We start from the raw sequence: 24,386 nt of genomic DNA, 5'->3' as shown, positions 1-24,386 counted from the left end.
GTCGACGCGAGTCACCGGGAACACACCACCCGGCTGTGTCACCCATCGGTGGGCTCCGAAGGCGGTTCCGTGTCGTCGGTGGCGGCGCTGACCGCGATCCCCTCCCCCAACGGTACCAGCGCCGTCTCGAAGCCGGACGCGTCCCGAACGCGCCGGACGTACGCCGCGACCCCCGCGGTTGCGGCGTCGGCCGCCCCGCCGCCGTCCCGGACCGCGTCGGTGACCGCCGGCGCGGTGACCGGGCCGGCCATGACGTTGTCGGCAACGATCAGTCCGCCCGGCGCGAGCACGTCCACGGCGTGCTCGAAGGCCGCCGGATACCGCGCCTTGTCGTGGTCGATGAACACGACATCGAACGGCCCCTCGTAGTCGGTGATCGTGTCGAGCGCGTCGCCAACCTCGAAGACGGCGGTTGCGTCGGCGTCGGCCCGATCGAGAAACGACCGCGCGTCCGCCAGTCGGTCGCTGTCGTGGTCGGTGAGCACCAGTTCCCCGTCGGCCGGCAGCACCGGCAGCATCCACGCCGCCGAGTAGCCGAACCCGGACCCGAACTCGAAGACCCGTTCGGCGTCGCTGAGCGTCGCGAGCACCCGCAGAAACCGGCCGACGTCGGGGCCGACCGTCGGGAACGAGCGGTCCTCGCCGTGGGCGGCCATCTCCGCCAGCAGCGGCGACGGCTCGGCGTGGCCGGCGGTGAGCAGTGCAGTGATGTCGGTGTCGAGGAGTCGACCCATGCGGCACGGTGACGGCGGCCCGCCAGTTAGGCGTTGGTGGCGCGCGTCACTCGCCGTCCGTCCACTTGATCGAGCAGCCCCGGGCCGGCAGAAACGCCGTCTCGACGGGATCGCCGGCGAGCACGGCGTCGATGGCGTCCCGCATGTCGCCGCCGTCCCGCGTCGGGTCCTCGTCGGGGGCGAGCGCGTCGTCGAGGCGGCCGTGGTACGCGACCCTGAACGCGGCGTCGTCGTCGGTGTCGGCGGTGCGGAGCAGGAACGGATCGGGGGTGCAGGTCGCACCGTACGCCCGGGCGGTGGCCTGGGTGGCGTCGCGCAGGTACGCGTCGTACTGGATGGTGCCGTCCGCGACGAGGGCCTGCATGCGCGCCATGGAGTCCGCGGGATACTCGTCGGCGTCGTTGGGGTTGATGCCGACGACCGCGACGCGGTCGTAGTCGGCGGCGATGGCGTTGAGCGTGTCGACTTTCGCCTTCGCGTACGGGCAGTGGTTGCACGTGAACACGACGACCACCGCGTCAACGTCGGTGAACGACGCCAGCGAGTGTGTTTCGCCGTCGGCACCGGGCAGCGAGAACCCGGGGGCGGGAGCACCCACCTCCAGCTCCGGCTCGGAGTCTAGTTGCACCATAGCCGGCGATGTCGGGCGCGCCGATCAAATAGCCGGGGGGTGTGCGCCCCGCCACCCGTGTGGGCTACCGGACAGTCAGGCCGACGCAGCGAGCGCGTACTCGCCGGGCTGGGACTCGACGAGCACGCCCTCGTGGACGAGATCGTCGAGGTGGGCGTACGCCTCGCCCGGGCCGTGGAGGACGTGGATGTCGTGCAACTCGCCGAACAGGGCGTCGCTGACGGTCCACGCCGAGACGGGGCCGCGGGCACGAACCACGTCGAGGACGCGCTCGGTGCGCTCGTCGTGGTGGGCGGCGATGTCGCGGGCGCGTGCCGCCGGCGCGAAAACGGGGCCGCGGTGGCCGGGCCACGCCCGGTCAAGGTCGAGGGCCTCGATGCGCTGGAGGCTGTCACGGTACCGCTGGAGCGGGCGCTCGACACGCACGTCCGCGCCGCCGACGTTGGGGGTGTACTTCGGGAGGATTGCGTCGCCGACGAACGCCTCCCGGCGGCCGTCGCGCTCGACAACGTATGCCACGAGGCCGGCGGCGTGCCCGGGGAGATGGACGACCTCTGCGTCGAGGCCGCCGAGCTGGACGGTGTCCCCGTCGGACAGCGGCGTCACGTCGGCCGGTTGGCCCTGGAGGCCGTCGTGGGTGTCGAGGAAGTCGTTGAGTTCGGCCTGTTTGTCGGCTGGCATCCCCCATTCGTCGAGGTAGGCCGCCTGCGTGGCCGCCATCCCACTGACGGCGTCGGCGTCCTGCGCCACCATGGCTGCGTCCGCTTCGTGGACGTAGACGGTGGCGTCGCCGTCGGCCTGGATCGTGCCCGCGAGGCCGGCGTGGTCGTGGTGCCAGTGTGTCAATAGGATCCGGTCGATGGCGGCGAACGACGTGCCGCGGTCGTCGAGCGCCGTCCGAAGCTCCGCCTCGACGGCCGGTGTGGCGATACCGGTGTCAACGAGCGTTGTCGGCGCGGCGTCGTCGCCGACGCCGAGGAGGTAGACGCTGTTCCGGCCCTCGAAGGCGGCGTTCGTCAACTGGAACTGATGCACGACACAGGGTAGCGTGTGCGTGCTCATATAGCTGTGTCGTTGGCTCCCACACCGATCCGGAACTGCGGGTGTCTCCAGCGGGAACGGGCGCGCTGTGCCGGCCGCGTGTCCCGCAGCGTCCGTGGACAGCCCGTCAGCACCGACTGTTCGGTGGACGGTGCTACGCAGGGGTGCCGCGACTCGCGATGACGAACCCGGCGAGGCAGCCGACAGGAACGGTGAGCCACCACGTGAGCCGGAACCCGGCGTAGAAGAAAACCAGTGGGAGTGTGACGTCGAACGTCGCGAACCCAGCGACGCTGAGCACCCCGATCACGAGCACCCCGAGCGCCGAACCACCGAGATACGCCAGGAGTGCGCCGATGCCACCGAGCAGCGTTCCCGTGATCCGCCGTCGCGGCGGGAACACGCGCCAGCCGGCGAAGCCGATGAGGAACGCTGCCGGGGCGGCGACGAAGAGCCCGCTGCTTGCCAGGACTGTCGCATCCGACGTGTTGATTTCGGCGAAGAACTGTGGAACGAGTCCGCCGTACCCGGTCGGGATGATGGTTTTCTGGACGGCCGCGACGGCGGCGACGTACAGCAGTGCCGCAACGGCAGCGGCGATCATCGCAGTGTAGCCCGCGGTGACGTCACCACGGTCGGTGCCGGGGCCGTAGTTCTTGCGGAGGGTCTGGAGGGCGGTTGCGTACCCCATGACCGGACCCATACGCGCACCGACAATATAGCTGTGGGAACGCGAGCGGGTGCTGCACCGCGAGTCGGGGCGCTACCGAACGGTGTACGGCTCCGGGCCGACGAGGAACCGCCCGAGGTCGGCCTGCCGCTGGTAGTCGGTGGCCATGACCGCACGCAGCGCCTCGACGTACGCGGTTTCCTGGGCGGCGCTCCAGGCGTCGGGCTGAACGCAGGGGACGACCAGCCAGCCGCTGCCGTGGAGTTCCGTGGCGTGGCGGTCCTCAAGGCTGGCGTCCGCGGGGTCGATCGCCGTACACGTTTCGAGGACGTGCGTGGTTGCGCGCTCGCCGACCGGGAGGAGGACGTGGGCGGTGATGGCGCGGAGCTCCGCGTCGAAAAACGGCTCCAGCTCCCGGTAGTCGGCCGGCGTCGGGGTGCCCTCGGGGACGCAGGGGTGGAGGTACGAGAAGAAGCTGTTGTCCGGGTCGTCGATGGGCGGCGTGTCGTCGGCGGCCGTCGTGAGGACGCCGGCGTCCCGGAGTGCGCTCCGGAGCCGGTCGCCCGCCGCCGAGCCGGTGAACGGGGTTCCCGTGTCGGTGCCGCCGTGGACGCCGGGGTGGTCGCCGATGACGTGGATGTCGGCGTTGGCGTCGCCGTGCCCGGGAACGAACGATTCACACGGTGGCTGCATGTCGAAGGGGTTGGTCGTTCGGTCCGTGACGTTCTGCACGCCCCCGGGTAGTCGGCCGGCCGGCTTAAGCCCCGCGAGCCACGGTGTGGCGTCACTATCCACGGCTCGCGGGCCGGTCCGGGTCGCCGGTCCGCGGGAGTAAGGCTATGCACGTGCCGCCACTATGACAGCCCATGACAACCGTCTGGGTGCTCGGGAACCAGCTCACCAGGACCGCAGGGCCGCTCACGGACGACCCCGACCGCGTGTTGCTGATCGAGGCCGCGGCGCTCGCGCGCCGCCGGCGCTACCACCCCCAGAAGCTGTGCATGGTGTTCGCAGCGATGCGGCATTTCCGGGACGAACTCCGCGACGACGGCGTCGACGTCGTCTACGAGCGCGCCGAGACGTTCGGCGCGGGGCTGGACGCGTACTTCGACGCGCATCCGGGCGACGACCTGGTCGTGCAGCGGCCGGCGAACCACGGGACGGCCGACCGACTCCGAGAGCTGGTGGCTGCCCGCGGTGGCAGCCTCCGCGTGGTGGCGAACGCGCAGTTCCGCTGCTCGCCCGCACAGTTCGACGACTGGATGGGGACGGAGCCGCCGTTCAAGCACAGACCGTTCTACCGCCACATGCGCCGCGAAACCGGCTATCTGATGCGCGACGACGACACCCCGGAAGGCGGCGACTGGAGCTACGACGACCAGAACCAGGAGACACCCCCGGCGGAGTACGACTCGCCGTCGGTCGGCGGCTTCGAGTACGACGAGCACGTGCCGGCAGTCCGCGACTGGGTCGCCACGGAGTTCGACACCTGGGGCGACCCGGACGGGTTCGACTGGCCGGTGACCCGCGAGCAGGCCACGCGCGCCCTGGAGTCGTTCGTCGCGGATCGGCTGGCGGGGTTCGGCCCCTACGAGGACGCCGTCCTCGCCGACGACTGGCACCTCGAACACAGCCTGTTGTCCGCGGCGGTGAACATCGGCCTCCTCCACCCCGAGGAGGTCGCCGACGCCGCGCTCGACGCGTACCGGTCGCGCGACGACATCCCGCTGAACTCCATCGAGGGGTTCGTGCGCCAGCTCATCGGCTGGCGGGAGTTCATGCGCCACGTCTACCGCCACCAGATGCCGGGGCTGGCGACCGCGAACCAGCTGGGGGCCGACCGCGACCTGCCGCCGCTGTACTGGACGCCAACGGCGACCGACATGGCGTGTCTGGGGTCCGCGGCCGGGCGCGTCTACGACCGCGGCTACGCCCACCACATCGAGCGCCTGATGGTGCTGTCGAATTTCGCGCTGACGTACGGCGCGCGCCCGCAGGCGCTCACGGAGTGGTTCCACGGCGGGTTCGTGGACGCCTACGATTGGGTTGTCACGCCCAACGTGGTGGGCATGGGCTCGTTCGGGACCGACGCGTTCACCTCGAAGCCGTACGCGTCGTCGGCGAACTACATCGACAAGATGACCGACCACTGCAGCGACTGTGCGTTCGACCCCGACAGCACGGTCGGCGAACGCGCGTGCCCGTTCAACAGCCTCTACTGGGATTTCCTCGCGACACACGAGGACACCCTGCGGTCGAATCACCGCATGGGGCTGGTGTACTCGCATTTGGACAGCAAACGCGACGCCGGCAAGCTGGCGGCGATCCGGGAGCGCGCACAGCGCGTCCGGGAGGGCGTGGCCGCGGGCCGGCTGTAGCCGAGCGCCGCGCACAGCGCCGTTACGAACGCGTAACTGAGTGTGGTGAGGTAGCCTTAACATCCCGGCTGCCGTACCGGCTGACATGACAGACACGGATCGCCTGCCCGCGTGGTGTCCCGGTGACAGTTGGTGCTCGATCACCACGACGGCGTCGTTGGTCGGGAAGAAATGGCATCCCGTGATCATTCACCGCCTCCTCAGTGAGGGCCCCCTGGGGTTCAACGCGCTGCAGGAGGAGGTCGACGGCATCTCCAGTAAGGTGCTCTCCGAGAGCCTCGACGACCTCGAAGACAAGCAGATCGTCTCCCGAACGATCGTCAGCGAGAAACCCGTTCGCGTCGAGTACGCACTCACCGAACTCGGTCAGTCACTCGAACCCGTGGTGTCGTCGATGGCCGAATGGGGCCACCAACACCTCGATCCGGTCGACGAAGAAGCAGCGTCGGTCGTGTAGGCGCTAGTCGAGGAGGGCTTCAACGGGCTTGTCGGCGTCGTCCTCGGCGGTCTCTTCGTCCCCGAGTTTCAGTCGGTAGAGGTTCTGGCGGGCGTCCGGGATGTAGATGTCCTTCTCGACGACATCGGCGTCCTGCAGTCGGTCGAGTGCGTCGCGGACGGTGCGCTGTGAGAGCCGGGAGTTCTCCACGATCTGCTTTTGGGTCAGTCCGCCGTTGTACTCCAGAACCTTCAGTACAAGCTTCGCACTCGGCGGCAGCTCTTGGACGGTTTCGTCAGTTGAACTCATTCGTATCAATGCAGGGGTGCCGGCCACTTAGGCACTCGGTAACGCCGGTGTGAGCCGGTTACCTGCCGGTAACCCGGTGTCTTCGGGGGGTTGAGTGGCCGCCGACGAACCCGGCGGCACAAACGGTGACTGGCGGCCCTATGCGTCGGCCAGCTCGGCGTCGTAGCCGGCGAGTTCGACGCTCCGCAACAGGTCGTCGTCGGTCGCGTCTCCATCCACGGTCACAGTGCCGCTCTCGTGGTCGGCGTCCACGTCGGAAACCGCAGCCACGCCTGCGAGTGCGTTCTCCACGATGTCTTCACAGCCCTCACAACCCATCTCGTCGATGGAGAGAGTCTTTGGCATGCGACCGGCGCTACTCGATCAACTGATTAGGGTCTTGCGGCTTCGCGCCGCCACACCCCGGCTAGCGACCGAGCAGCGAGTAATCCTCGTCGGGCGTGTACCTGCCGAAGAGCAGGCTGTTGGTGAGCACGCTGACACTCGACACCGCCATCGCGCCGGCCGCCAACACCGGCTGAAGCAGCCCCAGCGAGGCCAGCGGGATCATCGCGGTGTTGTAGCCCAGCGCCCAGAAGAGGTTCTGTTTGATCTTCGCGAGCGTGCCCTCGCCGATGCGGATGGCTTGGATCACGTCCGCGGGGTCGTCGCGCATCAACGTCACGTCCGCCGCCTCGATCGCCACATCGGTGCCCGATCCGATCGCGGCGCCGACGTGCGCGGTGGCGAGCGCGGGGGCGTCGTTGACACCGTCCCCGACCATCATGGCGTCGGCGTCGCCCGCCTGGATGGCGTCGACGGCGTCGGCTTTCTCCCCGGGGAGCACGCCCGCCCGAACGTGCTCGGGCGAGACCCCCACGTCGGCGGCGACCGCGCGCGCGGTGCGTTCGTTGTCGCCCGTGATCATGTGCACGTCGAGGCCGCGATCCTGGAGGGCGTCGACGGTGGCGGCTGCCTCGGGCTTGACCGTGTCGGCGTCCGCGACGACACCGGCAACCCGGTCGTCGACGGCAACCAGCATCGCGGTCTTCCCCTCGCGTTCGAGGCGTTCCATGGCGTCGGCGGCGGGCGCCGGGTCGATGTCCGCGCTCGTGAGGAGCGCGCGGTTCCCCACGCGGACGCGGCGACCGTCGACGGTCGCGACGATGCCTTTGCCGGGGACGTTCTCGAAGGCATCGACTGCGGGAACGTCGAGGCCGCGGTCCTCGGCGCCCGCGACGATGGCGGTCCCGAGCGGGTGCTCGCTGTTGGACTCGGCGGCGGCGGCCAGCCGGAGCACGGCGTCCTCGTCGACAGCGGCGTCGCTCCGGGTGGCGGTGCCGCCGTCGGGGACGGCGGCGACGGCCTCGACGTCCGTGAGCTCCATCGCGCCGGTCGTCAGAGTGCCGGTCTTGTCGAACACGACCGCGTCCAACTCGGTCACGCGCTCCAGGACATCGCCGCCCTGGAAGAGCACGCCGTGTTTCGCGCCGATGCTCGTGCCGATCATCGTCGCGGCCGGCGTCGCGAGCCCGAGCGCACACGGGCACGCGATGAGGACTGCGGACGCGAACACGACGACGGCGAACTCGCCGGTGCCGACGGCCGCCGGGCCGCCGCTGACGAGCCCCCACAGCGGAAGCGCCGACACCACGTCAGCCAGCAGCCCGGGGGCGAACCACCATACCGCCCCCCAGAAGACGGCGTTGGCGATGACCGCGGGGACGAAGTACGCGCTGATGCGGTCGGCCAGGCGTTGGATGTCCGGCTGGCGGGACTGGGCGTCCCGAACCGTGGTGACGATCTGCTGGATCGCGGTGTCCGCCCCCACCTTCGTGGCCTGCACGACGAGCACGCCGTTCTCGTTGATCGTGGCGCCGACAACGTCGTCGCCGGGGGCCTTGGACACGGGCACGGACTCGCCGGTGACCATGGATTCGTCGACCGCGGACTCCCCGGACACCACGACGCCGTCGGTCGGAATCTGCTCGCCCGGTTTGACTTTCAGGCGGTCGCCGACCTCAACGTCGTCGGCGGGGATCTCGCGTGTCTCGCCGTCGGCGTCGACGAGGCGCGCGGTGTTGGCCTCCATCTCCAGGAGCTCCCGGAGGGCGTCGCTGGCTTGGCTCTTCGAGCGGGCTTCGAGGTAGTTCCCGAGCGTGATGAACACGAGGATGAGCGCCGCCGTGTCGAAGTAGAGGCCGCCGCCGGCCAGGACGCCGAGCAGCGACGCGAGCGAGTACACGTACGCGGTCGTCGACCCCAGCGCCACGAGGACGTCCATGTTCGCGGTGCCGTTGCGCACGAGCGCCGCATACGAGTTGCTGAGGAACGACCGCCCCAGGACGACGTAGACGGGGGTCGCCAGTGCGAACTCCGCCCACCCGAACGGGATCGTGAGGCCGCCAACGGTGAAGCTGTCGGGAACGACAGCGCCCCCGAACAGGAAGGTGTCGGCGACGAAAAACAGGAGCGGCGCCGACAGCACCGCGCCGAACGCCAGGCGGATGCGTTGTCGTCGCTGCTCCGCGTCCCGGGCCTCGTCGGCGGCGGTCTGGGTGCTGGCACCGGTGTCGGAGTCGGCATCGATGGGGTCGTAGCCGGCGTCGGTGATGGCGGCGTGGACGGCGTCCCGGTCGAACGCTGCGGGGACGTACGTGAGGTGTGCGTCGTCGGTGGCGAAGTTCGCGGACACGTCCAGGACGCCGGGGGCGTCGGCGACGGCGTCTTCGATCGTCTGCGCGCAGTTCGCACAGGTCATCCCGTGGACCGGGATCGTGGTGTCGGCCGTGATCGGGGTGTAGCCGGCGTCCGAGATCGCGGCACAGACGCCCGCCAGGTCGGCGGCGGTGGGATCGTAGGTGACGGTGGCGGCGTCGGTGGCGAAGTTCGCGGTCGCGTCGGTGACGCCGTCGAGCGCGCCCACGGCGTCCTCGACGGTGCCCGAGCAGTTCGCACAGGACATCCCCCCGACATCGATCCGCGCTGTTCTGGTCGTCATCACTGAAGACTACGGCATCCCGATTCAAGCGGTTTCTCCCTTCGACTGTTCGGTGAATCGCCCGCCAGTACTTTTGATTCGAAAGCGCTCGCCCGAGCCACCCCGGGCGGCGGACGAAGTCGGGGGCTGGCTCGCCGCGGCTGTCAGGGGCCGTCACTGTGGAACGGCAGCGAGACATCAGGTCGCTGGGCTGGCATGTGGCGCATACTTATGTGGCTCCGGGTCGGAGAGAGTGACAGCGCCGAACACTGACTCGGCGAACTACAAGGATGCCGTACGATGCCACTGGCGTGCTCCCGCGTCCGCTCCCCCAAGAGATCGACGACGGAACGAACCTCTTGGTCAGTGGGCCGGCGATGTCCGGCACGCGCACGCTCCTGTTCGAGCTCGTTGCGCGCGGCGAGCCCGACGGCGAGGGGGCGGTCCTGACAACGTCGACGGACCCCGCAGAGACGGTCATCGACGACTACGAGGCCATCCGCGGCGGGGACAGCGCGTTCCGCCACGTCATCGACTGCGTGAGCACGCAGTCCGGGAGCGCGTCGCCGGCACCGGGCGTCCATCACGTGTCTTCGCCCAGCGACCTCACGGGGATCGGCATCGAGTTCTCGGGCGTCGCGGAGGCCGCCGAGGCCGCCGGCGTCGACCGGCTTCGCGTGGGGTTCGACTCGCTGTCGCCGGTGTTGATGTACGTCGACGTTCAGCGGCTGTTCCGGTTCCTGCACGTGTTCACCAGCCAGATCCAGAGCCAGGGCTGGCTGGGGGTGTTCGCCATCGACCCGGAGAGCCAGGACGACCAGACGATCACCACGCTCAGCCAGCTGTTCGACGGCGTGCTCGAGGTGCGGCTGCACGACGGCACCCAGGAGGTGCGGCTGCGCGGGCTCGCCGACGCGCCGACGGACTGGCTGCCCGTGGCGGGCGTCCGCCAGTGAGCGGGATCGTGTTCTTCGGGACGGCCGACCGCGAGCGCGTCGTGTCGTTCTACAGATGAACAAGGCGAGTGCATCGGGGCTTGACCCCGAGGTGAAGCCGACACTTAGACGTGTTCTGTTCGTTCGATATACCGTTCAATCGTCTCCGTGGATACCTCGCCCGCTGTTCCGATGTAGTACGACTGCTCCCAGAACCCACCACCCCATAGATATTTTTCCAAGTACGATTCGTGCTGTTCCCACATCTCCCGCGCCGTGATGCTCTTGACCGTTCGCACAATCTCGCTCGGCGCGTGCTTCGGATGGGCTGTCAGGAACAGGTGTACGTGGTCTGGTGAGATGTGGAGCGATAGTATCTCGTAGCCGTACTCGTCGCACACGTTGCGGAAACTCGCTTCCAGCGAATCCTCGATGGGTTCGAGAACTGAGTGACGATATTTTGGACACCACACGAAGTGGTAGTTGACGTTGTACACTGTGTGATTCGAACGCTTTTCACCCATATCGAACCCACTCCACCAACACAGTTAAGTATATCCAAAGGATATACGTGAGTATGGCGAATCGCTTTGAAATCGACGGCGAGGAAGTTCTCGACGGCGAGGTCAAACCGTTCGGGAACAGTGCCCACGTCACCGTTCCGAAACGCTGGCGTGGGGCTGACGTGAAAATCGTCCGAACCTCAGAACCCACCGAACAAGACGAAGAATGACCACCGAACAGACTCTTGTCAAGACACTGGATTTCCAACTCAATATCCAGAGTGACAACGAGGGTCTGCTGTACGCCGCCACGCTCGAAGCGCGGTCGGTGTACAACGAAACCATCCGCCTCGCTAAAGAAGGCGTGGACTGGAACGCCATCCCCGACCGCGTGGCTGATGACGCCAACCTCGTGAAGAACACAACACAGCGCGTCGTTGCCAAAGCACTCGGCGCGATGGAGAACTACTACGAGTACGACGACTTCGGCCAGCCGAGTCACACCAAAGACGGTGAATACCCGCTTCGTGCGAACTACGAGGAGGGATACAGTCTGTCGCTCACCGACGACGGCGACGTAGCCTTCCGTATCAGCGCGAAACCCTACAAGCACGTCACGGGCGTCCTCGAAGGGAGTGATGCTCACCTCGACATTCTCAAGACTGCACTCACGAGCGACGAGTGGAAGGTTGGGACGGCGGAAGCCTTGTTCCACAACGACAATCCCGAGTTGCACGTTAACGTCACCAATACCGAGCAGACCGTTCGACACAAGCACGACTCACGAACAGTCGTAGGTGTGGACGTGAACGAGGACAACGTGGCTCTCACCGCTCTCTCTGAGGATGGCGTCGAGGACACGTTGGTTATCGACTTCCCCGAAATCAAGTTCAAGCGTCACCGCTACTTCACGATACGGAAACGTGTCCAGAACGCGGGAAAGAACAGTATCCACGATACTCTGGAAGGGCGCGAAGAACGGTTCGTCCGCGACCGACTCCACAAAGTATCCCGGCACATCGTGGAGTGGAGTCGTCAGTTCGAGATGCCGTGCGTCGTCTTTGAAGACCTCAAAGAGATGCGCGATAGTATCGACTACGGTACGCGGATGAACCGACGCTTGCACCACCTCCCGTTCCGCGCTCTTCAGTTCTATACGTCGTACAAGGCGTCGTTCGAGGGTATCCCGACAGCGTGCATTAACCCCGAGTACACGAGCCAGCGGTGTCCGCTGTGTGGCCATACGGAACGTGCGAACCGCAACAAGAAGCGGTTCAACTGCCGGTCGTGTTCTCATCAAGACCACAGCGACCGAGGTGCAAGCATCAATATCGCCGTGAAAGGCATCAAGAAGCATCAAGACTGGAATGTGCCTGCTCTCAACAACCTTCCCACCGTCAGGAAGGTGCGACGGCAGGCATCGGGGGCCGTGGACGCCCCGACCGTGACCCACCTGACCGTTCGAGGCTATCAAGCCGATGGTCGCGTGGGAGTGTCCGACTAATCCACGGGAAGCCTCGGGGCTTGACCCCGAGGCGGTTCACCAGTTTTTCGCCGTGGACCCCGACGGACGGACCCTCGAGTTCCAAACGTTTCTCGACGAGCCCGCCGAGTGACCGGCCACGAGCCGGGCTGGCACACGGCGACAGCCGCTCACAGCGACGTGTCGTGGATCTCCGCCAGGCGCTGGGCGAGCGCGTCACGGGTGGGCGCGAAAACCAGATGTGTCTCACAGGTGCAGTCCGACGCGCCCAGTCCGGGAACGGGCGTGGCGTCGTCGGCGAGCAGGCGCGCGGTCGCACACTCCACGTCGTCGTGTGTGGTGGCGTAGACCGCGTCGACGCTCGCTGCCGGGTGGCCGAGCAGGTAGTCGATGTGCCAGTGGCGGGCGTCGCGCTCCCCGGCGGCGAGTTCGCGGTGTCGCTGCACGCGAGTGAGGCCGCCCGGGCCGAACGCGGAGCCGGTGTAGGCGTACCAGCCGGCGTCGAGGCTGCGGGTGCCGGCCGCGCCGAACGTGATGGATGGCGCGTCGTCGAGCGCCACCAGGAGGGTGTACGTGCCGGGCTGCATGCACGACCGTCGGTGCGGCGTCCGATTCTGTGTTGTGGTTTCCGGCGCGCGGCTACGTCTCTGCGCCCCCCGCGAGCCACCGGAGTCCGGTGTACGACGCCGCTGCGATGGTCAGGGCCACGCCCAGCAGCCCCCACGTGAGCGTGGTGGGGCTGTCGACTGCCAGCCGCGCGATGAGGTTCTGGGGGCTCTGTGGGAGCAGGCTGGCGACACCGAACACCGCCAGCGCAACGAACGAGTACAGCAGCTGGGCTTCGCGGCGCGCCCCGACGCGGAGCGCGAGCGCCGCGCCGGTGGCGACGAGCACGGCAGCGACGCCCGCGACGAGCGCGAGCAGCGCCAGCGGGTTGGCGATGTGCGTGCCGTTGAGCCACAGCAACAGGAGCCAGAGCGCGACCTGTGCCGGTGCCAGCCCGACCAGCGCGATCGCTTTCCCGTCGACGATCTCGGGCAGCGACAGCGGCGCGACCCGCAGCAACGAGAGCGTGTCGCGTTCGAGTTCCTCGGCCATCGAGTCGGCCATCACGCTCCCGGAGATGAACGCCGGCAGGAACGCCAACAGCGGCAACAGCACGGTGTACGTGAACGAGAAGTACGGGTTGGATCGTTCGTCGGGGGGCAGGTCGACCGGCGTCCGCTCCAGACGGTGGTCGAGGTCGGCGCGGCGCTCGCGCTCCAGGGTGGACAGCGCGCCCTTCAGCTCCGTGACCACCAGTGTGGTTCGAAACGACCCCTCCGGCGCTGTGGCCGCGGCCAGGATGCGCCCGCCCGGTTGCCTGGTGGCGTGAACGAGCGCCTGGACATCGCCGCGCTGGAAGGCAGCGCTCGCGGCGGCCTGCGACGGGTACGGAACGACGCTGCGGCTGTCGTCGTCGGCGATGGTGGCCGCAACGTCGCTTGACGCGTTTCCGGTGACGCCGACCGACACCGTGAGCGCGTCGCCGTTGGTGGTCCCCGGGTCGTAAAGCGACACCAGTCCCACGACCAGGAACGACGAGAACCCAGCGATGAACAGCTGGATGACGAGCGCGAGAACGATGGTTTTCTCCGAGCGCAGCGACCCGAGGGTGCGCCGCGCGAGGACGACGCGTGGGTTACCCAAGGGCGATCACCACCACGGCGATGTTGTACGCGAGGTGCACACCGATGGCGGCGGCGAGCGCGCCCACGTACGCGAGCCGTGATCTGGCGGCGCCGACCGCCGAGATGGCGGCCGTCACGACGTGCCACACCAGCGGAGCCACCAGTAACAGCCCGGGGGACGCACCCCGGAGCGCGGGCGCGAACGCCGCCCGCCCGATGTCCAACCCGGGAAGCCCGACCAGCTGCGTGACGAGCAGCGCCTTCTCGGCGACGAAGAACCCGACGCCGGAGGCGGCTCCGACCGCCAGCGCGGTCCGGAAGCTGCGTCGGTACTGGCCGCGCTCGAAGGCCGCGAACACGTGGATGCTTTTCGCGACTTCCTCGATGACCGCGATGGCCCCCAGCAACACCGGGATGGACAGCGAGACGGGCGCGACGAACAGCAGGGCAACGGCGAACAGCTCGGCGACGAGCACGAACGGGAGGAACAGCGCCGTCCAGACCCCGGCCCGCCGCGGGGTCGCCAGCGGCGCGGCGAGCGCGTCCAGCAGCTTCGACGGGATCGGCAGCTGGGTGAACATGTCCTCCTCGCGGTAGACGCCCGTCCCCAGGCCGAACAGCACGAACGCTGCCAGCCCCGGCGGCGCAGTCGAGAGCACGAACTGGCCGGTACTCACGCCGCTGTCGGTGATCGAGTCGACGACCACGGTGAGCGGGGAGATGGCGGCGATCTGGTTGACTTCCGCGAAGACGGCGGGCACGAACGCGTACGTGGTGAGCGCGACGCTCACGGCGACCGTGACGAACGTGAGCTCCTTGTACGAGCGCGCGAACATCGCGCCGAGGAACGTCGCCGCGAGGAACAGCGCGGCCAGCGGCGCGACGGCGAGCACCGCGAGCACGCCCGCGCCCGTTGCGGCGGCGATCACGGAGACGAGCGCGATCGCGCCCGCGAAGTACGGCAGCGTCTTGCCGGCGACGATGTCGCCCCGCGAGACCGGAGCCACGAGCAGCGGCTCGCCCCGGCGGTCGATGCGTTCGGCGAGCACGCTGGAGCCGTACGCCTGGATCACGATGTTCAACGGCAACAGGAACGCGAACGCGAACACGAGCGACTGCAGCGGGAACGGCGGCGAGATCGACGACGGCGTGCCGGACTGGGCTTGTCCGAGCAGTCCGCTCAGCCCGCCGCCGGAGGCGCCCGCCGTCGGTGACGTGCCCGTGGCCCCGTCGTCAGTGGACGGCGTGTCGGTCCGGCCGCCGTCGCCACCAGTGGTGGAGGATCCGGCACCGTCAGTGTCGGCTTGTGCGCTGGTCACGTCGATCGACTGTGGCCGGTACGTGAGCGACACGACCACGGGGAACGCGGCGGCCTGGTCCGGTTCGTCCGCCATGACGGCGTCGTTGTACGCGACGGTGGCGGATCGAAGCGTGGACAGCGCCGCCCGGCCTTTCGCGGTGTCGGCGTACTGGATGCCGACCGGGGAGACCGTGACATCGGCGTCGCTGCCGGGCTGCACGGCGGCGAGTTGCGGGTCGCTGGCGGCGACATCGGCGTACGGGCTGTCGTCGTCGACGCCGATCCGGTAGATCCCCTCCCCGGGCGTGGGGCCGGTGGTGACGACCGCGGGCACGATGGCGGCCAACGCAACCGCCACGACGACGAACGCGATCGCAGTCTCGCGGTCGAGGCTGGTGGCGCTTCGCGTGGTCTCCCAGCGGGCGATCCGCAGGACGTTTCCCGCCTTCATGCGCCGGTCACGTCGAGGAAGACGTCTTCGAGTGTGGACTCGTCGGTTCGGATGTCGACCACGCCGCCGCCGGCGTCGGCGGCCGCAGCCCGGATCGCGTCGACGTCGGCCATCGAATCGACGGTGGTGACGTAGCGGCCATTAGACGGCCGGGCGTCGTCGACGTCGACGTCGGTGAACACCCGATAGGAGACCTCGCCGTGTTCGTCGCGGATGTCGGCCAGCGTGCCGGTGGCGGCGAACTGTCCGTCCCGCATGATGGCGACGCGGTCACAGACGCTTTCGACGTGATGGAGGTCGTGGGCGCTGAACACGATCGTCTTGCCGTCGGCGGCGAGCTCGCGGGTGAACTCGATGACGGTGTTCGTCGTGAGCGGATCGAGTCCGCTTGCGGGTTCGTCGTACACCAGCACGTCGGGGTCGTTGACCAGCGAGCGCGCGATCGCGACCTTCCGGGTCATGCCCTTCGAGAAGTCGCCGACGGGACGGTCACGGGCGTCGAGGTCGAGGCGATCGAGGGCGGCCTCGATGCGCTCGTTTGCGGTCGCCCGGTCCACGTCGTAGAGATCCGCGAAAAACCGTAGATAGCTCCGGGGCGTCATTTCGTCGTACAGCGGCGACTCCTCTGGCAGGAACCCGAGGGTGCGGCGCATCGCCGTGTCGCCGGCGTCGAACCCGTTGACGGTGATGTCGCCGGCGGACGGCTCAACGAGCCCACAGAGCATCTTCAGCGTGGAGGTCTTGCCGGCTCCGTTGGGGCCGACGAGTCCGAAGACTTCCCCGGCACCGACGTCGAAGGAGACGCCGTCCACGGCGGTGACGCCGCCGTACCGTTTTTCTAGGCGTTGCACGGAGATCATACCGGTAGATGGAACGGTGGTGATTTGAGCATTGGGGTGCCACCGCGGCGTGTCGTCGTCATTTCGGGAGGGTGGTGGCGTCGGCTCGCAGGTCTGCCGTCACGCGGTCGGCCCACGCCACAGCCTGGGCGTCGTCGGTGTGGACGAGGCTGGTGTGGCCGGTGTCGTCGTAGAACAGCCCACAGGCGTACGTGGTGGCTGTGGTGTCGAGGGTGAACAGGCTGTACGGGAGTGTGGTCGTGGCTTCACGCAGCGTGAGTGCGTCGGTGCGCAGCGCGTCAGTGACGCTGTCGCCGTGTGTGGCGATGAGCGCGTCCAACACGTCGGGGTGTAACACCAGCGAAACCTGCAGCTCGCCCGCACGGATGCGCTCGCGGAGCGTCGACACGACGCTGTCGAGGACGGCGCTCGCGTACCCCTCGATGCGCGTGGCGTCGGCGAGCAGCGACCGGTAGGCCTCGGTGGCGCGCTGGGGCGCAACCGACGTGGCGTTGACCACCGTCGCGTCCCGGAACAGGACGGTGTCCATGCGGGCGTCGGCCGGGACCGTCGCGAGGGCGGCGTCAGCCGCGTCCAGGCCGTCGATGTCGGCGGCGAACGATTCGTAACTGCGCAACGCGAGTCGGCCCTTGAGCGTGAGCGACACCTGACCGGCGCGCTCAAGCAGGGTGTGGGCCTCCAGTTCACGAACGGCGCGGTCGACCGTCGACCGGGAGACGGGCAGCGTGTCAGCGAGCTCCGGCTTCGTCGTGGTGGTGGCGTCTCGGACTGCCCGCATGAGGTCGGCGCGCTGCGCGAGCAGCTGGAACAGCGAGTCGGGTGCCGGCATCGTTTCTACACTAGTGGCGTTGCGTGAAAACGTCTTCCACATAAACGACCGTTATAGTTATCTGTGATGCGTGACGACTGCACGTCTCGGCAACACGTAGGGTAAAGCATTCACCGGCCGTGTGTACAGTTGCTGGTGCGCACGCACCGGCTGTGCCTCTGACACGCTCCGAGCCGGTTCGAACGCCGGCTACCGGGGTGCCCGACACGCTCCAGCCACCGACCACGCCCGACACGGCGATCCAGTCCCCCACTTGTCCAGCGCCACGTCGGTGGGGCGTGGTCGCCGGCTCGCCGCCAGTACTGCCCCAGGCTGGACGGCGGCCATCGGCTGCCCGAGCGTTCGACCCCCGGGCCACTATTCATTACCGGTCGCTCCGCTACCGCGCGTCACGTCGCCTGTTCACGCCGGCTCGACGAGCGCCGGCCGGTCGACTGTCGGGTCGTTGACCGCCGTCGAAACCCGCCAGGCCTGGAGGTCGAACGCGCCCGGCGTGAACAGGTCCGTTGGATCGTCGTCGGTCAGCCACCGCTGACCCTGGGCGGGTGTGAGCACCACCGCCATCCGGTGGTGGTAGTCCGCGAGGAACGCGTTGGGCTGCGTCGTCACGACGGTGAACGACCGCACTGTCTCGGGGTCGCGACTGGGACCGTCGTCGCCCGTGAACTCGCCCAGGCCGGTCTGGGTTTGCTCGGGCGTCCACGTCTCCCACAGCCCCGCCAGCAGGAACGGCGCGCCGTCGGTTCGAGACACGAAATACGGGACCGTCGCGCCGTCTTCGTCGCGCCACTCGTAGAACCCGTCGACCGGCACGAGACACCGCCGGTGTTCGTAGGCCGCCTGGAAGTGTCGCGTCTCGGTGAGCGTCTCGGCGCGCGCGTTGATCGGGTCGGGTGCCGACTGCGGGCCGTCGGACCACGACGGCACCAGTCCCCACCGCGCGCGCACCGTTTCCGTCGGTTCAGTGTCCAGAATCACGGGCAGCGATTGGCTGGGCGCGGCGTTGTACGTCGGCTCGACGGGGGCGGTCGTCAGCCCGAACGTTTCGCGCAGCGTCTCGGGGGTAGAAAACAGCGCGTACCGGCCACACATGTGGGAGTGGAGGTGCCGATGGCGGTTAATTCGTGTGGTCGGGAAGCGCCGCGTCGAGGGCCGCGATCACGTCGTCGGTGCCGACGAACGTGGGCGTGCGCTCGTGGAGGCGTGTCGGTGCCACGTCCAGCAGCGACTGGGTGCCGTCCGAGGACGCGCCGCCGGCTGTTTCGACGATGTACGCGATCGGCAGTGCCTCGAACTGCGCGCGGAGCTTTCCGTCCGGCGCGGACTCCAGGCCGGGGTAGCCGAACACGCCGCCGTAGACCAGCACCTGGTTCACGTCGGCGATCATCGCGCCGCCGTAGCGCAGCTTCAGGTCGTCCTCAACGTCCCGGACGAACGACTCGAACGCCGGCGTCCAGTCGGGGACCCGGCCGCCGAACCCGTAGACGGTGGGTTCGGCCGGCAACTCGACGGGGCCGAGATCGGTTGTGGCCCCCGTCTCGGAGACGAGAGACTCCCGGACGGTGTCGTCGCGCGCGACGACCATGGTGGTCGTGGGTCCGTAGAGGACGAACCCGGCGGCGACGAGGCTGGAGCCGGGCGCGGGCAGCGGCTGGTCGTAGATGCCGACGACGGTGCCACAGGGGTTGTTGGATTTCACGTTCGAGGAGCCGTCAAGGGGGTCGAGTGCGACGGCGTACCCGCCTTCGGCGTCGCCCACCGTGACGACGGCGTCACGCTCCTCGCTGGCGTACCAGTTCACGCCCTCGATGGACTCGGTGCGGTCGAACAGCAGGTCGTCGGCCCACACGTCGGCCTCCAGTTGGGTGTCTCCGGAGGCGTTCTGGTCGTCACGGGTCGCGCGGTGGTCGGGCAGCCCCGCACGGACCTCGGGGGCGGCGTCCGCGATCGCATCGAAGACGGCGTCGATGACGTCGGCCATCAGATGCGTCCGAGCGCCTCGTCGACGCTGGCTTCCTCGTAGACGACGGCTTCCAGGCCGTCGAGGAACGCCGCGGGGTGCTCGCGCTGCCAGACGTTCCGGCCGACCGCGAGCCCGGACGCGCCGGCGTCGATTGCGCCCTTCACGGATTCGAGGAAGTCGCGGTCGCTGGTCTTGGAGCCCCCCGACATCACGACGTTGGTCGGGCCGGCCATGTCGACAGCGTGGGACATCGCGTCGGTGCTGCCGGGGTATTTGACCTTCGCGATGTCGGCGCCCAACTCCAGGGCTTGGCGGGCGGCGTACGCGATGGTGTCCGGGTTCTTGTCGTTTTTGAGGCCCTGGCCGCGGGGGTACGACCACATCACCACGGGGAGGTCGTGGTCGCGGGCGGCTTCCTGGGCGTCCCGGAACTCCTCGGCCATCTCGACTTCGCTGTTGGAGCCGCCGTACAGCGTGAACCCGACGGCGTCCGCGCCGACGTCGGCGGCGTAGTCGACCGTCCAGTTCACGGCGGAGTCGGGCTCGCCCATCCAGAGGTTCGAGGTGCCGTTGAGCTTCGCCAGGAGGTTCACGTCGTCGCTGTAGGAGGGGTAGTAGGCTTCGGCGATGCCCTTCTGGGCGGCCATCGCGGAGACGGCGTCGTGGGTCGCGACATCCCAGACGGCTTCGGGGTCTTTGGTGGCTGGCACTGCCTCGAAGTCGACCGGACCGTGTTCGAGGCCGTGGTCGTACGCCAGAATCAGTACCTTGCCGTCGCGGGAGATCGGTGAGTCCTCGAAGGGTCGCATCACGACACACTCCGATTGAGAGCGTTAAGAGTCTAACCCTCTGTGCGCCCGCCGGCAGCCGCCCCGTACGGCGTTTTAACTCTGTTCCGAGTGAACGTTTAGAGGCGGTCGCGGGCGGCGTCCCGGAGCGCGCGCACGCGGTCACTCGACACGCCCAGGGAGTCCGCGACCTGGTCGACGTGGGCGGTCGCCAGGCTGCGCACGGAGGTGATCCCGGCGCTCGCCAGCAGCGCCGCCGCGTCGTCGTCGACGGCCCGGAGCGCTGTCACCGGCGTCGGCGCTGACGCCTCCTGCCACGCCGCCTCCCCGCGCTCGGCGGCGTCGTCCGCGTCGCCGGTGGGCCACGCCCCCTCGCGCCACGCCGCTTCCTCGTCCGCGGCGTCCGACGTGTCGGTCTGCTCGGGGGGTGAACCACCCCCGCCACCGGCGACCGCGGCCGCCTGCCAGTCCGACTCCGCGGCCGCCGCGTCCCCGCTCCCGTCGGCCTCGGCGTCCACGCCGTAGCTCGCGGCGACCCACTGGCGCTCGTCGTCCTGCAACCCGCGGACCTGCTCGGCCCGCTGATCGAGGTCCGCGCCGCCCTCGAACGACCACTGCAGGGAGTGCTCGCGGCGGATCCGCGCCGCCACACCCGGATTGACGCCATACTCGACGAGCTGTGCGTGCGAAACGCGTTTCCCGGTGATGTCCGCTGGCACCACGTCCGCGGCCGCCAGCGCGTCGGCTGTCGACGGCCCGACGAACCGAAGCTCGCGGAGGCGCGCCCGCAAGTCAGGGGCGGACACAGTTGCATCGAAGGTGCAACTGAAGCTGCTTGAGTGTTTCCACGTTTCCGGCACGCTTAGGTTCCGGCCGCACCCACCACCGCCCATGCGATCACTCGCAGACACGGAGACGATCGGCGTTGTTGGCGCGGGCACCATGGGCGCCGGAATCGCGCAAGTCGCGGCGACCGCCGGCTACACGGTCGTGATGCGCGACATCGAACAGGAGTACGTCGACGCCGGCTTCGACAGCATCGAATCCTCGCTCGACCGCTTCGTCTCGAACGACGACCTGAGCGAGGCCGACGCCGACGCCATCGTCGACCGCATCACGGGCACGACCGACCTCGCGGAGCTCGCCGACTGCGACGTCGTCATCGAGGCCGCCGTCGAGGACATGGAGGTCAAGCAGGACATCTTCCGCGACCTCGACGACGCCCTGCCCGAGGACGTGGTGTTGGCGACGAACACGTCCACGCTGTCGATCACCACCATCGCGTCGGTCACCGATCGGGCGTCCCGCGTCGTTGGCCTGCACTTCATGAACCCGGTCCCGATCATGACCGGCGTCGAGGTCGTCGTCGGCGAGAAAACCGACGCCGACGTGGTGGCGTTCGCCCACGCCCTCGCCGAGGACCTCGACAAGGAGACCTGGGAGTCCGACGACAAACCCGGCTTCGTCACCAACCGCATCCTGATGCCGTGGATCAACGAGGGCGTCCGGGCGTTCGACGAAGGAGTGGCCAGCAAGGACGACATCGACACCGGAATGAAACTCGGCACCAACGTCCCCATGGGACCCCTGGAGCTCGCCGACCACATCGGCCTCGACGTCTGCCTGGACGCCAGCGAAACACTCCACGAGGAGCTCGGCGACCGGTACAAGCCCGCGTACCTGCTGCAGCGAAAGGTCGACGCCGGCGACCTCGGGAAGAAGACCGGTGCGGGCTTCTACACGTACGACTGAGTCGGGCACTCAGACAGCGCCGCGGGTCAGGACAGCGACTCGGTCGCGATCCGTTCGCGCACGCTGTCGATGGCGCTGCGGTCGAAATCGTCGGCGACCAGGCCGATGACGGCGTGCACTTCCTCGCGGTCGACTTTCACGTCCCCCTCGCGGACGACGTCGGCGGGCCGGTTCCCGAGCTCCCGCATCGTGCCGACCGCAAGCAGGAACGGCACCGCCCACGCGGCGAACGTGTTGCCCTGGCTGGTCGGCATGACCTCAAGCCAGCGCTGGGCGTCGGCGACGTAGCCGCGGGCGCGGTCGGTGACGCGCTCGACGACGGAGGCCACGCGGCCCGCGTGTTCGGGGTCGGCGACGTCTTCCGGGGCGAGGTCGTGGTCGTCGAGCCACTCCTGTGGCAGGTAGACGTTGTTCTCCTCCTCGTAGTCCGGGCGGACGTCTTTGGCGACGTTCACGAGCTGCAACAGCAACGCGAACGACCGCGCGTTCTCGCGCATGGCGGCGGCGGCGTCGCTGGGCGCGTCGCGGGCCAGCAGCTCCGTGACGAGTTCGCCGACGGTGCCGGCGACGTACCAGCAGTACTCTTCGAGCTCGGTTGGTGATTGGATGCGGAGCCCGCCGGCGTCGGCGTACCGCTGTACGAACGACGCCATCCCGGTGGCCATCTCCCGGACCGTCGGCCGGATCGCGGCCTTGGCGGCGTCGTCCAGGGACTCGAACGCGGAGACGACGCGGGTGGTGTTGGCGACGACGCGCCAATCGGCGTTCGGCTCGCTGGGGACGTGGTCGCCGACGGCGGCCTGGAACTCCGCGACGGTCGTCCCGCAGTCGGGATCGAGCGCGGCGTCATACGTCTCCAAGAGCTGTGCTTGTTCGGTGGGCGGCATCGCGGTGGCGTCCTCGACGGTGTCGGCAACCCGGCACAGGAGGTAGCCAACGCAGATGCGCGTCGCCATCGGCTCTTCGAGGGCGTCGATGGTGAGCGCAAACGTACGTGAAACGTCCTGTACCGCGCTGTGGCACCACTCGCGGTCCGACGCGGTCGGCTGGTGGGACTGACGGCCGTCCATCACTCGTGGTCGGGCTAGGGTGGGGGAATACAAAAGAGGTTGGGGCGTCGACCCGTCGCCCACTGCGATCATCGCGCCCCGCGATGGGGTTCCGGGATGCCAACAGTAAAGGGCAGACCGACAAAGCATACCACATGGATTTCACGCGCTCCGCCGAACACGACCAGATCGCGGAGATGGTCGCGGAGTTCGTCGACGAAGAAGTCAAACCGCGGGCCGCTACCATCGATAAGACCGACGAGTTCCCCGCCGACCTGGTCGCGGAGATGAGCGATCTGGGACTGATGGGGATGCCGTTCCCCGAGGAGTACGACGGCGCCGGCCTCGACTACCACACGTACGCCACCGCGCTGTCGGAGATCGCGCGCGGCAGCGGCGGGCTGGGGACGGTCGTGGCCGCGCACACGAGCCTCGCGGGGAACATGGTCTACGAGTACGGCAGCGACGACCAGAAACACGACTACCTCGCGCCGCTCAGTCGCGGCGACGACATCGGCGCGTTCGCGCTCTCGGAGGCCGGCGCGGGCTCCGACGTGCCGGCCATGGAGACCACCGCACAGCGCGACGGCGACGCGTACGTCATCTCCGGGGAGAAGCTCTGGATCTCCAACGGCAGCGTCGCGGACACGGTGACGGTGTTCGCGAAGACCGACCCCGACGCCGGCCACCGCGGCATCTCGTCGTTCATCGTGCGGCCCGCCGAGGACGACGGGTTCATCGTGGCGGGCACCGAGGACAAACTCGGCGACAAGGGCTGCCCCACGGCGGAGCTCCGGTTCGACGACATGCGGGTGCCCGCCGACCGCCTGCTCGGCGAGGAGGGCGACGGGTTCAAACACGCCCTGGAGACGCTGAACGGCGGCCGCATCACGATCGCGGCGCGGTCGGTGGGCCTGGCTCGCGCGGCGCTCGACGACGCCCGGGAGTACGCACAGGACCGCGACCAGTTCGGGCAGGCGATCAGCGACTTCCAGACCATCCAGCACAAGCTGGCGGACATGGACACCAAACTCCAGGCCGCGGAGCTGCTGATGCACAAGGCCGCGGACCTGAAGATCCGCGGGGAGTCGTTCATCAAGGAGGCCGCACAGGCGAAGCTGTACGCCTCGGAGATCTCCCGGGAGGTCGCCAACGAGGGCATCCAGATCCACGGCGGCTACGGCTACACCAAGGACTTCGACGCGGAGCGGTACTACCGGGACGCGAAGCTCAACGAGATCTACGAGGGGACGTCGGAGATCCTCCGGAACACGATCGCGAACGAGCTCCTCGAATAGCCCGAACCCACCTCGTTTTTGCCGGCGGCGTCCGTACGTCGGCGTATGACCGACGACCCCGCTGCGACCGCCGAGGCCGACGGCATCACCGCGCAGTACTACGAGACCGACGCCGAGCGCGTGCTGGCGTTCACCGGCGAGCGCGGCACCACCGCGGCCATCGCGCAGAACGTCGAGGGGTATGCGATGCTGAAAGTGCGGTCGTCGCCGGACGGCGACGAGCTCGAACGCTACTACGGGTTCGACATGGCGCTGGATCACGCCGCCGAGCGCCTCGGCGTCGGGAAACACGACCTCCCAGTGCCGGCGGGCGCGGCGGACATGGGGATGTAGGTTTCGGACTGTTT

Annotated in this window: 27 protein-coding genes; 8 read left to right on the top strand and 19 right to left on the bottom strand. The window is 68.5% G+C overall.

Annotated elements, in window-relative coordinates; all coding sequences use genetic code 11:
• Positions 1-38: 38 nt before the first annotated feature.
• The 5 genes from JT689_RS04225 to JT689_RS04205 all read right to left on the bottom strand — a co-directional run bounded on the left by JT689_RS04225 (position 39) and on the right by JT689_RS04205 (position 3,808).
• A complete protein-coding gene (locus JT689_RS04225) occupies positions 39-734 on the bottom strand; it encodes an O-methyltransferase (RefSeq protein ID WP_205251613.1) in 696 nt (231 codons plus the stop codon).
• 46 nt (positions 735-780) lie between these two features.
• Positions 781-1,365 carry a thioredoxin family protein gene (locus JT689_RS04220; protein ID WP_205251612.1) on the bottom strand — a complete coding sequence of 195 codons (585 nt, stop codon included), beginning with the start codon at positions 1,363-1,365 and terminating at the stop codon, positions 781-783.
• 75 nt (positions 1,366-1,440) lie between these two features.
• Entirely contained in the window at positions 1,441-2,400 is a 960-nt protein-coding gene (locus JT689_RS04215; RefSeq protein ID WP_049892492.1) for an MBL fold metallo-hydrolase, read from the bottom strand.
• Positions 2,401-2,560: 160 nt separating this feature from the next.
• Positions 2,561-3,097, bottom strand: coding sequence for a hypothetical protein (locus tag JT689_RS04210; protein ID WP_227970915.1), 537 nt, complete (start codon positions 3,095-3,097; stop codon positions 2,561-2,563).
• Between the two features lie 72 nt (positions 3,098-3,169).
• On the bottom strand, positions 3,170-3,808 hold the full coding sequence (locus tag JT689_RS04205; RefSeq protein ID WP_012289213.1) for a uracil-DNA glycosylase family protein: 639 nt from the start codon (positions 3,806-3,808) through the stop codon (positions 3,170-3,172).
• Positions 3,809-3,942: 134 nt separating this feature from the next.
• Between JT689_RS04205 and JT689_RS04200 the strand changes: the two genes are divergently transcribed.
• Complete coding sequence (locus JT689_RS04200) at positions 3,943-5,454, top strand: cryptochrome/photolyase family protein (RefSeq protein WP_010902486.1); 1,512 nt, start codon at positions 3,943-3,945, stop codon at positions 5,452-5,454.
• An 85-nt stretch (positions 5,455-5,539) separates the two neighbouring features.
• Positions 5,540-5,911: a helix-turn-helix domain-containing protein gene (locus tag JT689_RS04195; protein WP_010902485.1), complete on the top strand. Its 372-nt coding sequence runs from the start codon at positions 5,540-5,542 to the stop codon at positions 5,909-5,911.
• A 3-nt stretch (positions 5,912-5,914) separates the two neighbouring features.
• On the opposite strand, the gene JT689_RS04190 is transcribed toward JT689_RS04195, so the two are convergent.
• The 3 genes from JT689_RS04190 to JT689_RS04180 form a co-directional block, all read right to left on the bottom strand.
• Positions 5,915-6,199 carry a helix-turn-helix domain-containing protein gene (locus tag JT689_RS04190; RefSeq protein WP_010902484.1) on the bottom strand — a complete coding sequence of 95 codons (285 nt, stop codon included), beginning with the start codon at positions 6,197-6,199 and terminating at the stop codon, positions 5,915-5,917.
• Positions 6,200-6,337: 138 nt separating this feature from the next.
• Entirely contained in the window at positions 6,338-6,544 is a 207-nt protein-coding gene (locus JT689_RS04185; protein WP_010902483.1) for a heavy-metal-associated domain-containing protein, read from the bottom strand.
• A gap of 61 nt (positions 6,545-6,605) precedes the next feature.
• Positions 6,606-9,179, bottom strand: a complete 2,574-nt coding sequence (locus tag JT689_RS04180) for a heavy metal translocating P-type ATPase (RefSeq protein ID WP_205251611.1) — start codon at positions 9,177-9,179, stop codon at positions 6,606-6,608.
• Positions 9,180-9,448: 269 nt separating this feature from the next.
• Between JT689_RS04180 and JT689_RS04175 the strand changes: the two genes are divergently transcribed.
• A complete protein-coding gene (locus JT689_RS04175) occupies positions 9,449-10,114 on the top strand; it encodes a hypothetical protein (RefSeq protein WP_010902481.1) in 666 nt (221 codons plus the stop codon).
• A gap of 104 nt (positions 10,115-10,218) precedes the next feature.
• Here JT689_RS04175 and tnpA read toward each other — a convergent pair whose 3' ends face one another.
• Positions 10,219-10,617 (bottom strand): IS200/IS605 family transposase, encoded by a 399-nt coding sequence (gene tnpA, locus JT689_RS04170; protein WP_205251610.1) that lies wholly within the window; start codon positions 10,615-10,617, stop codon positions 10,219-10,221.
• Between the two features lie 53 nt (positions 10,618-10,670).
• On the opposite strand from tnpA, the gene JT689_RS04165 reads away from it, so the two are divergent.
• Both JT689_RS04165 and JT689_RS04160 read left to right on the top strand, forming a co-directional pair.
• Complete coding sequence (locus JT689_RS04165) at positions 10,671-10,826, top strand: DUF2080 family transposase-associated protein (RefSeq protein ID WP_205251609.1); 156 nt, start codon at positions 10,671-10,673, stop codon at positions 10,824-10,826.
• Positions 10,823-12,100: an RNA-guided endonuclease TnpB family protein gene (locus JT689_RS04160; RefSeq protein ID WP_205251608.1), complete on the top strand. Its 1,278-nt coding sequence runs from the start codon at positions 10,823-10,825 to the stop codon at positions 12,098-12,100. Before JT689_RS04165 ends, JT689_RS04160 begins: the two co-directional genes overlap by 4 nt.
• Before the next feature lie 149 nt (positions 12,101-12,249).
• Here JT689_RS04160 and JT689_RS04155 read toward each other — a convergent pair whose 3' ends face one another.
• The 9 genes from JT689_RS04155 to JT689_RS04115 all read right to left on the bottom strand — a co-directional run bounded on the left by JT689_RS04155 (position 12,250) and on the right by JT689_RS04115 (position 20,746).
• Positions 12,250-12,666 carry a DUF123 domain-containing protein gene (locus JT689_RS04155; RefSeq protein WP_010902479.1) on the bottom strand — a complete coding sequence of 139 codons (417 nt, stop codon included), beginning with the start codon at positions 12,664-12,666 and terminating at the stop codon, positions 12,250-12,252.
• A 52-nt stretch (positions 12,667-12,718) separates the two neighbouring features.
• Positions 12,719-13,768: an ABC transporter permease gene (locus JT689_RS04150; RefSeq protein ID WP_205251607.1), complete on the bottom strand. Its 1,050-nt coding sequence runs from the start codon at positions 13,766-13,768 to the stop codon at positions 12,719-12,721.
• Positions 13,761-15,500, bottom strand: coding sequence for an ABC transporter permease subunit (locus tag JT689_RS04145; RefSeq protein WP_136361097.1), 1,740 nt, complete (start codon positions 15,498-15,500; stop codon positions 13,761-13,763). The genes JT689_RS04150 and JT689_RS04145 overlap by 8 nt, the downstream gene beginning before the upstream one ends.
• Positions 15,497-16,360 carry an ABC transporter ATP-binding protein gene (locus JT689_RS04140; RefSeq protein WP_010902476.1) on the bottom strand — a complete coding sequence of 288 codons (864 nt, stop codon included), beginning with the start codon at positions 16,358-16,360 and terminating at the stop codon, positions 15,497-15,499. Before JT689_RS04140 ends, JT689_RS04145 begins: the two co-directional genes overlap by 4 nt.
• Positions 16,361-16,418: 58 nt before the next feature.
• Positions 16,419-17,189 carry an ArsR family transcriptional regulator gene (locus tag JT689_RS04135; protein WP_229373402.1) on the bottom strand — a complete coding sequence of 257 codons (771 nt, stop codon included), beginning with the start codon at positions 17,187-17,189 and terminating at the stop codon, positions 16,419-16,421.
• Between the two features lie 402 nt (positions 17,190-17,591).
• Positions 17,592-18,281: an SOS response-associated peptidase gene (locus tag JT689_RS04130; RefSeq protein ID WP_010902474.1), complete on the bottom strand. Its 690-nt coding sequence runs from the start codon at positions 18,279-18,281 to the stop codon at positions 17,592-17,594.
• A gap of 25 nt (positions 18,282-18,306) precedes the next feature.
• The gene (locus tag JT689_RS04125; RefSeq protein WP_205251605.1) at positions 18,307-19,170 is read right to left on the bottom strand and encodes a class 1 fructose-1,6-bisphosphatase; all 864 of its coding nucleotides are present in this window, start codon (positions 19,168-19,170) and stop codon (positions 18,307-18,309) included.
• A complete protein-coding gene (gene fba1 / locus JT689_RS04120; protein ID WP_010902472.1) occupies positions 19,170-19,961 on the bottom strand; it encodes a class I fructose-bisphosphate aldolase in 792 nt (263 codons plus the stop codon). The genes JT689_RS04125 and fba1 overlap by 1 nt, the downstream gene beginning before the upstream one ends.
• Before the next feature lie 98 nt (positions 19,962-20,059).
• Positions 20,060-20,746 (bottom strand): helix-hairpin-helix domain-containing protein, encoded by a 687-nt coding sequence (locus JT689_RS04115; RefSeq protein ID WP_229373401.1) that lies wholly within the window; start codon positions 20,744-20,746, stop codon positions 20,060-20,062.
• 85 nt (positions 20,747-20,831) lie between these two features.
• Between JT689_RS04115 and JT689_RS04110 the strand changes: the two genes are divergently transcribed.
• Positions 20,832-21,692 carry a 3-hydroxyacyl-CoA dehydrogenase NAD-binding domain-containing protein gene (locus JT689_RS04110; protein WP_205251603.1) on the top strand — a complete coding sequence of 287 codons (861 nt, stop codon included), beginning with the start codon at positions 20,832-20,834 and terminating at the stop codon, positions 21,690-21,692.
• A gap of 26 nt (positions 21,693-21,718) precedes the next feature.
• On the opposite strand, the gene JT689_RS04105 is transcribed toward JT689_RS04110, so the two are convergent.
• Positions 21,719-22,762 (bottom strand): phytoene/squalene synthase family protein, encoded by a 1,044-nt coding sequence (locus JT689_RS04105; protein ID WP_205251602.1) that lies wholly within the window; start codon positions 22,760-22,762, stop codon positions 21,719-21,721.
• Positions 22,763-22,896: 134 nt separating this feature from the next.
• Between JT689_RS04105 and JT689_RS04100 the strand changes: the two genes are divergently transcribed.
• Positions 22,897-24,039, top strand: a complete 1,143-nt coding sequence (locus JT689_RS04100; protein WP_205251601.1) for an acyl-CoA dehydrogenase — start codon at positions 22,897-22,899, stop codon at positions 24,037-24,039.
• 45 nt (positions 24,040-24,084) lie between these two features.
• Positions 24,085-24,372, top strand: a complete 288-nt coding sequence (locus tag JT689_RS04095; protein WP_205251600.1) for a hypothetical protein — start codon at positions 24,085-24,087, stop codon at positions 24,370-24,372.
• Positions 24,373-24,386 lie beyond the last annotated feature (14 nt).

This window comes from Halobacterium sp. GSL-19 (genome assembly GCF_016917855.1).
In the GTDB taxonomy this organism is placed as follows: domain Archaea; phylum Halobacteriota; class Halobacteria; order Halobacteriales; family Halobacteriaceae; genus Halobacterium; species Halobacterium salinarum.
This window is presented reverse-complemented; position numbering and strand designations above follow the sequence as displayed.

Excerpts from the sequence above, each read along its gene's own strand:
- JT689_RS04140 (WP_010902476.1), bottom strand. The coding sequence starts at position 16,360 with ATGATCTCCGTGCAACGCCTAGAAAAACGGTACGGCGGCGTCACCGCC.
- JT689_RS04210 (WP_227970915.1), bottom strand. The coding sequence starts at position 3,097 with ATGGGGTACGCAACCGCCCTCCAGACCCTCCGCAAGAACTACGGCCCC.
- JT689_RS04135 (WP_229373402.1), bottom strand. The coding sequence starts at position 17,189 with ATGCCGGCACCCGACTCGCTGTTCCAGCTGCTCGCGCAGCGCGCCGAC.
- JT689_RS04200 (WP_010902486.1), top strand. The coding sequence starts at position 3,943 with ATGACAACCGTCTGGGTGCTCGGGAACCAGCTCACCAGGACCGCAGGG.
- JT689_RS04195 (WP_010902485.1), top strand. The coding sequence starts at position 5,540 with ATGACAGACACGGATCGCCTGCCCGCGTGGTGTCCCGGTGACAGTTGG.
- JT689_RS04095 (WP_205251600.1), top strand. The coding sequence starts at position 24,085 with ATGACCGACGACCCCGCTGCGACCGCCGAGGCCGACGGCATCACCGCG.
- JT689_RS04155 (WP_010902479.1), bottom strand. The coding sequence starts at position 12,666 with ATGCAGCCCGGCACGTACACCCTCCTGGTGGCGCTCGACGACGCGCCA.
- JT689_RS04175 (WP_010902481.1), top strand. The coding sequence starts at position 9,449 with ATGCCGTACGATGCCACTGGCGTGCTCCCGCGTCCGCTCCCCCAAGAG.
- JT689_RS04105 (WP_205251602.1), bottom strand. The coding sequence starts at position 22,762 with ATGGACGGCCGTCAGTCCCACCAGCCGACCGCGTCGGACCGCGAGTGG.
- JT689_RS04110 (WP_205251603.1), top strand. The coding sequence starts at position 20,832 with ATGCGATCACTCGCAGACACGGAGACGATCGGCGTTGTTGGCGCGGGC.
- JT689_RS04180 (WP_205251611.1), bottom strand. The coding sequence starts at position 9,179 with ATGACGACCAGAACAGCGCGGATCGATGTCGGGGGGATGTCCTGTGCG.
- JT689_RS04145 (WP_136361097.1), bottom strand. The coding sequence starts at position 15,500 with ATGAAGGCGGGAAACGTCCTGCGGATCGCCCGCTGGGAGACCACGCGA.
- JT689_RS04160 (WP_205251608.1), top strand. The coding sequence starts at position 10,823 with ATGACCACCGAACAGACTCTTGTCAAGACACTGGATTTCCAACTCAAT.
- JT689_RS04125 (WP_205251605.1), bottom strand. The coding sequence starts at position 19,170 with ATGGCCGACGTCATCGACGCCGTCTTCGATGCGATCGCGGACGCCGCC.
- tnpA (WP_205251610.1), bottom strand. The coding sequence starts at position 10,617 with ATGGGTGAAAAGCGTTCGAATCACACAGTGTACAACGTCAACTACCAC.
- JT689_RS04220 (WP_205251612.1), bottom strand. The coding sequence starts at position 1,365 with ATGGTGCAACTAGACTCCGAGCCGGAGCTGGAGGTGGGTGCTCCCGCC.
- JT689_RS04190 (WP_010902484.1), bottom strand. The coding sequence starts at position 6,199 with ATGAGTTCAACTGACGAAACCGTCCAAGAGCTGCCGCCGAGTGCGAAG.
- fba1 (WP_010902472.1), bottom strand. The coding sequence starts at position 19,961 with ATGCGACCCTTCGAGGACTCACCGATCTCCCGCGACGGCAAGGTACTG.
- JT689_RS04130 (WP_010902474.1), bottom strand. The coding sequence starts at position 18,281 with ATGTGTGGCCGGTACGCGCTGTTTTCTACCCCCGAGACGCTGCGCGAA.
- JT689_RS04185 (WP_010902483.1), bottom strand. The coding sequence starts at position 6,544 with ATGCCAAAGACTCTCTCCATCGACGAGATGGGTTGTGAGGGCTGTGAA.
- JT689_RS04225 (WP_205251613.1), bottom strand. The coding sequence starts at position 734 with ATGGGTCGACTCCTCGACACCGACATCACTGCACTGCTCACCGCCGGC.
- JT689_RS04100 (WP_205251601.1), top strand. The coding sequence starts at position 22,897 with ATGGATTTCACGCGCTCCGCCGAACACGACCAGATCGCGGAGATGGTC.
- JT689_RS04165 (WP_205251609.1), top strand. The coding sequence starts at position 10,671 with ATGGCGAATCGCTTTGAAATCGACGGCGAGGAAGTTCTCGACGGCGAG.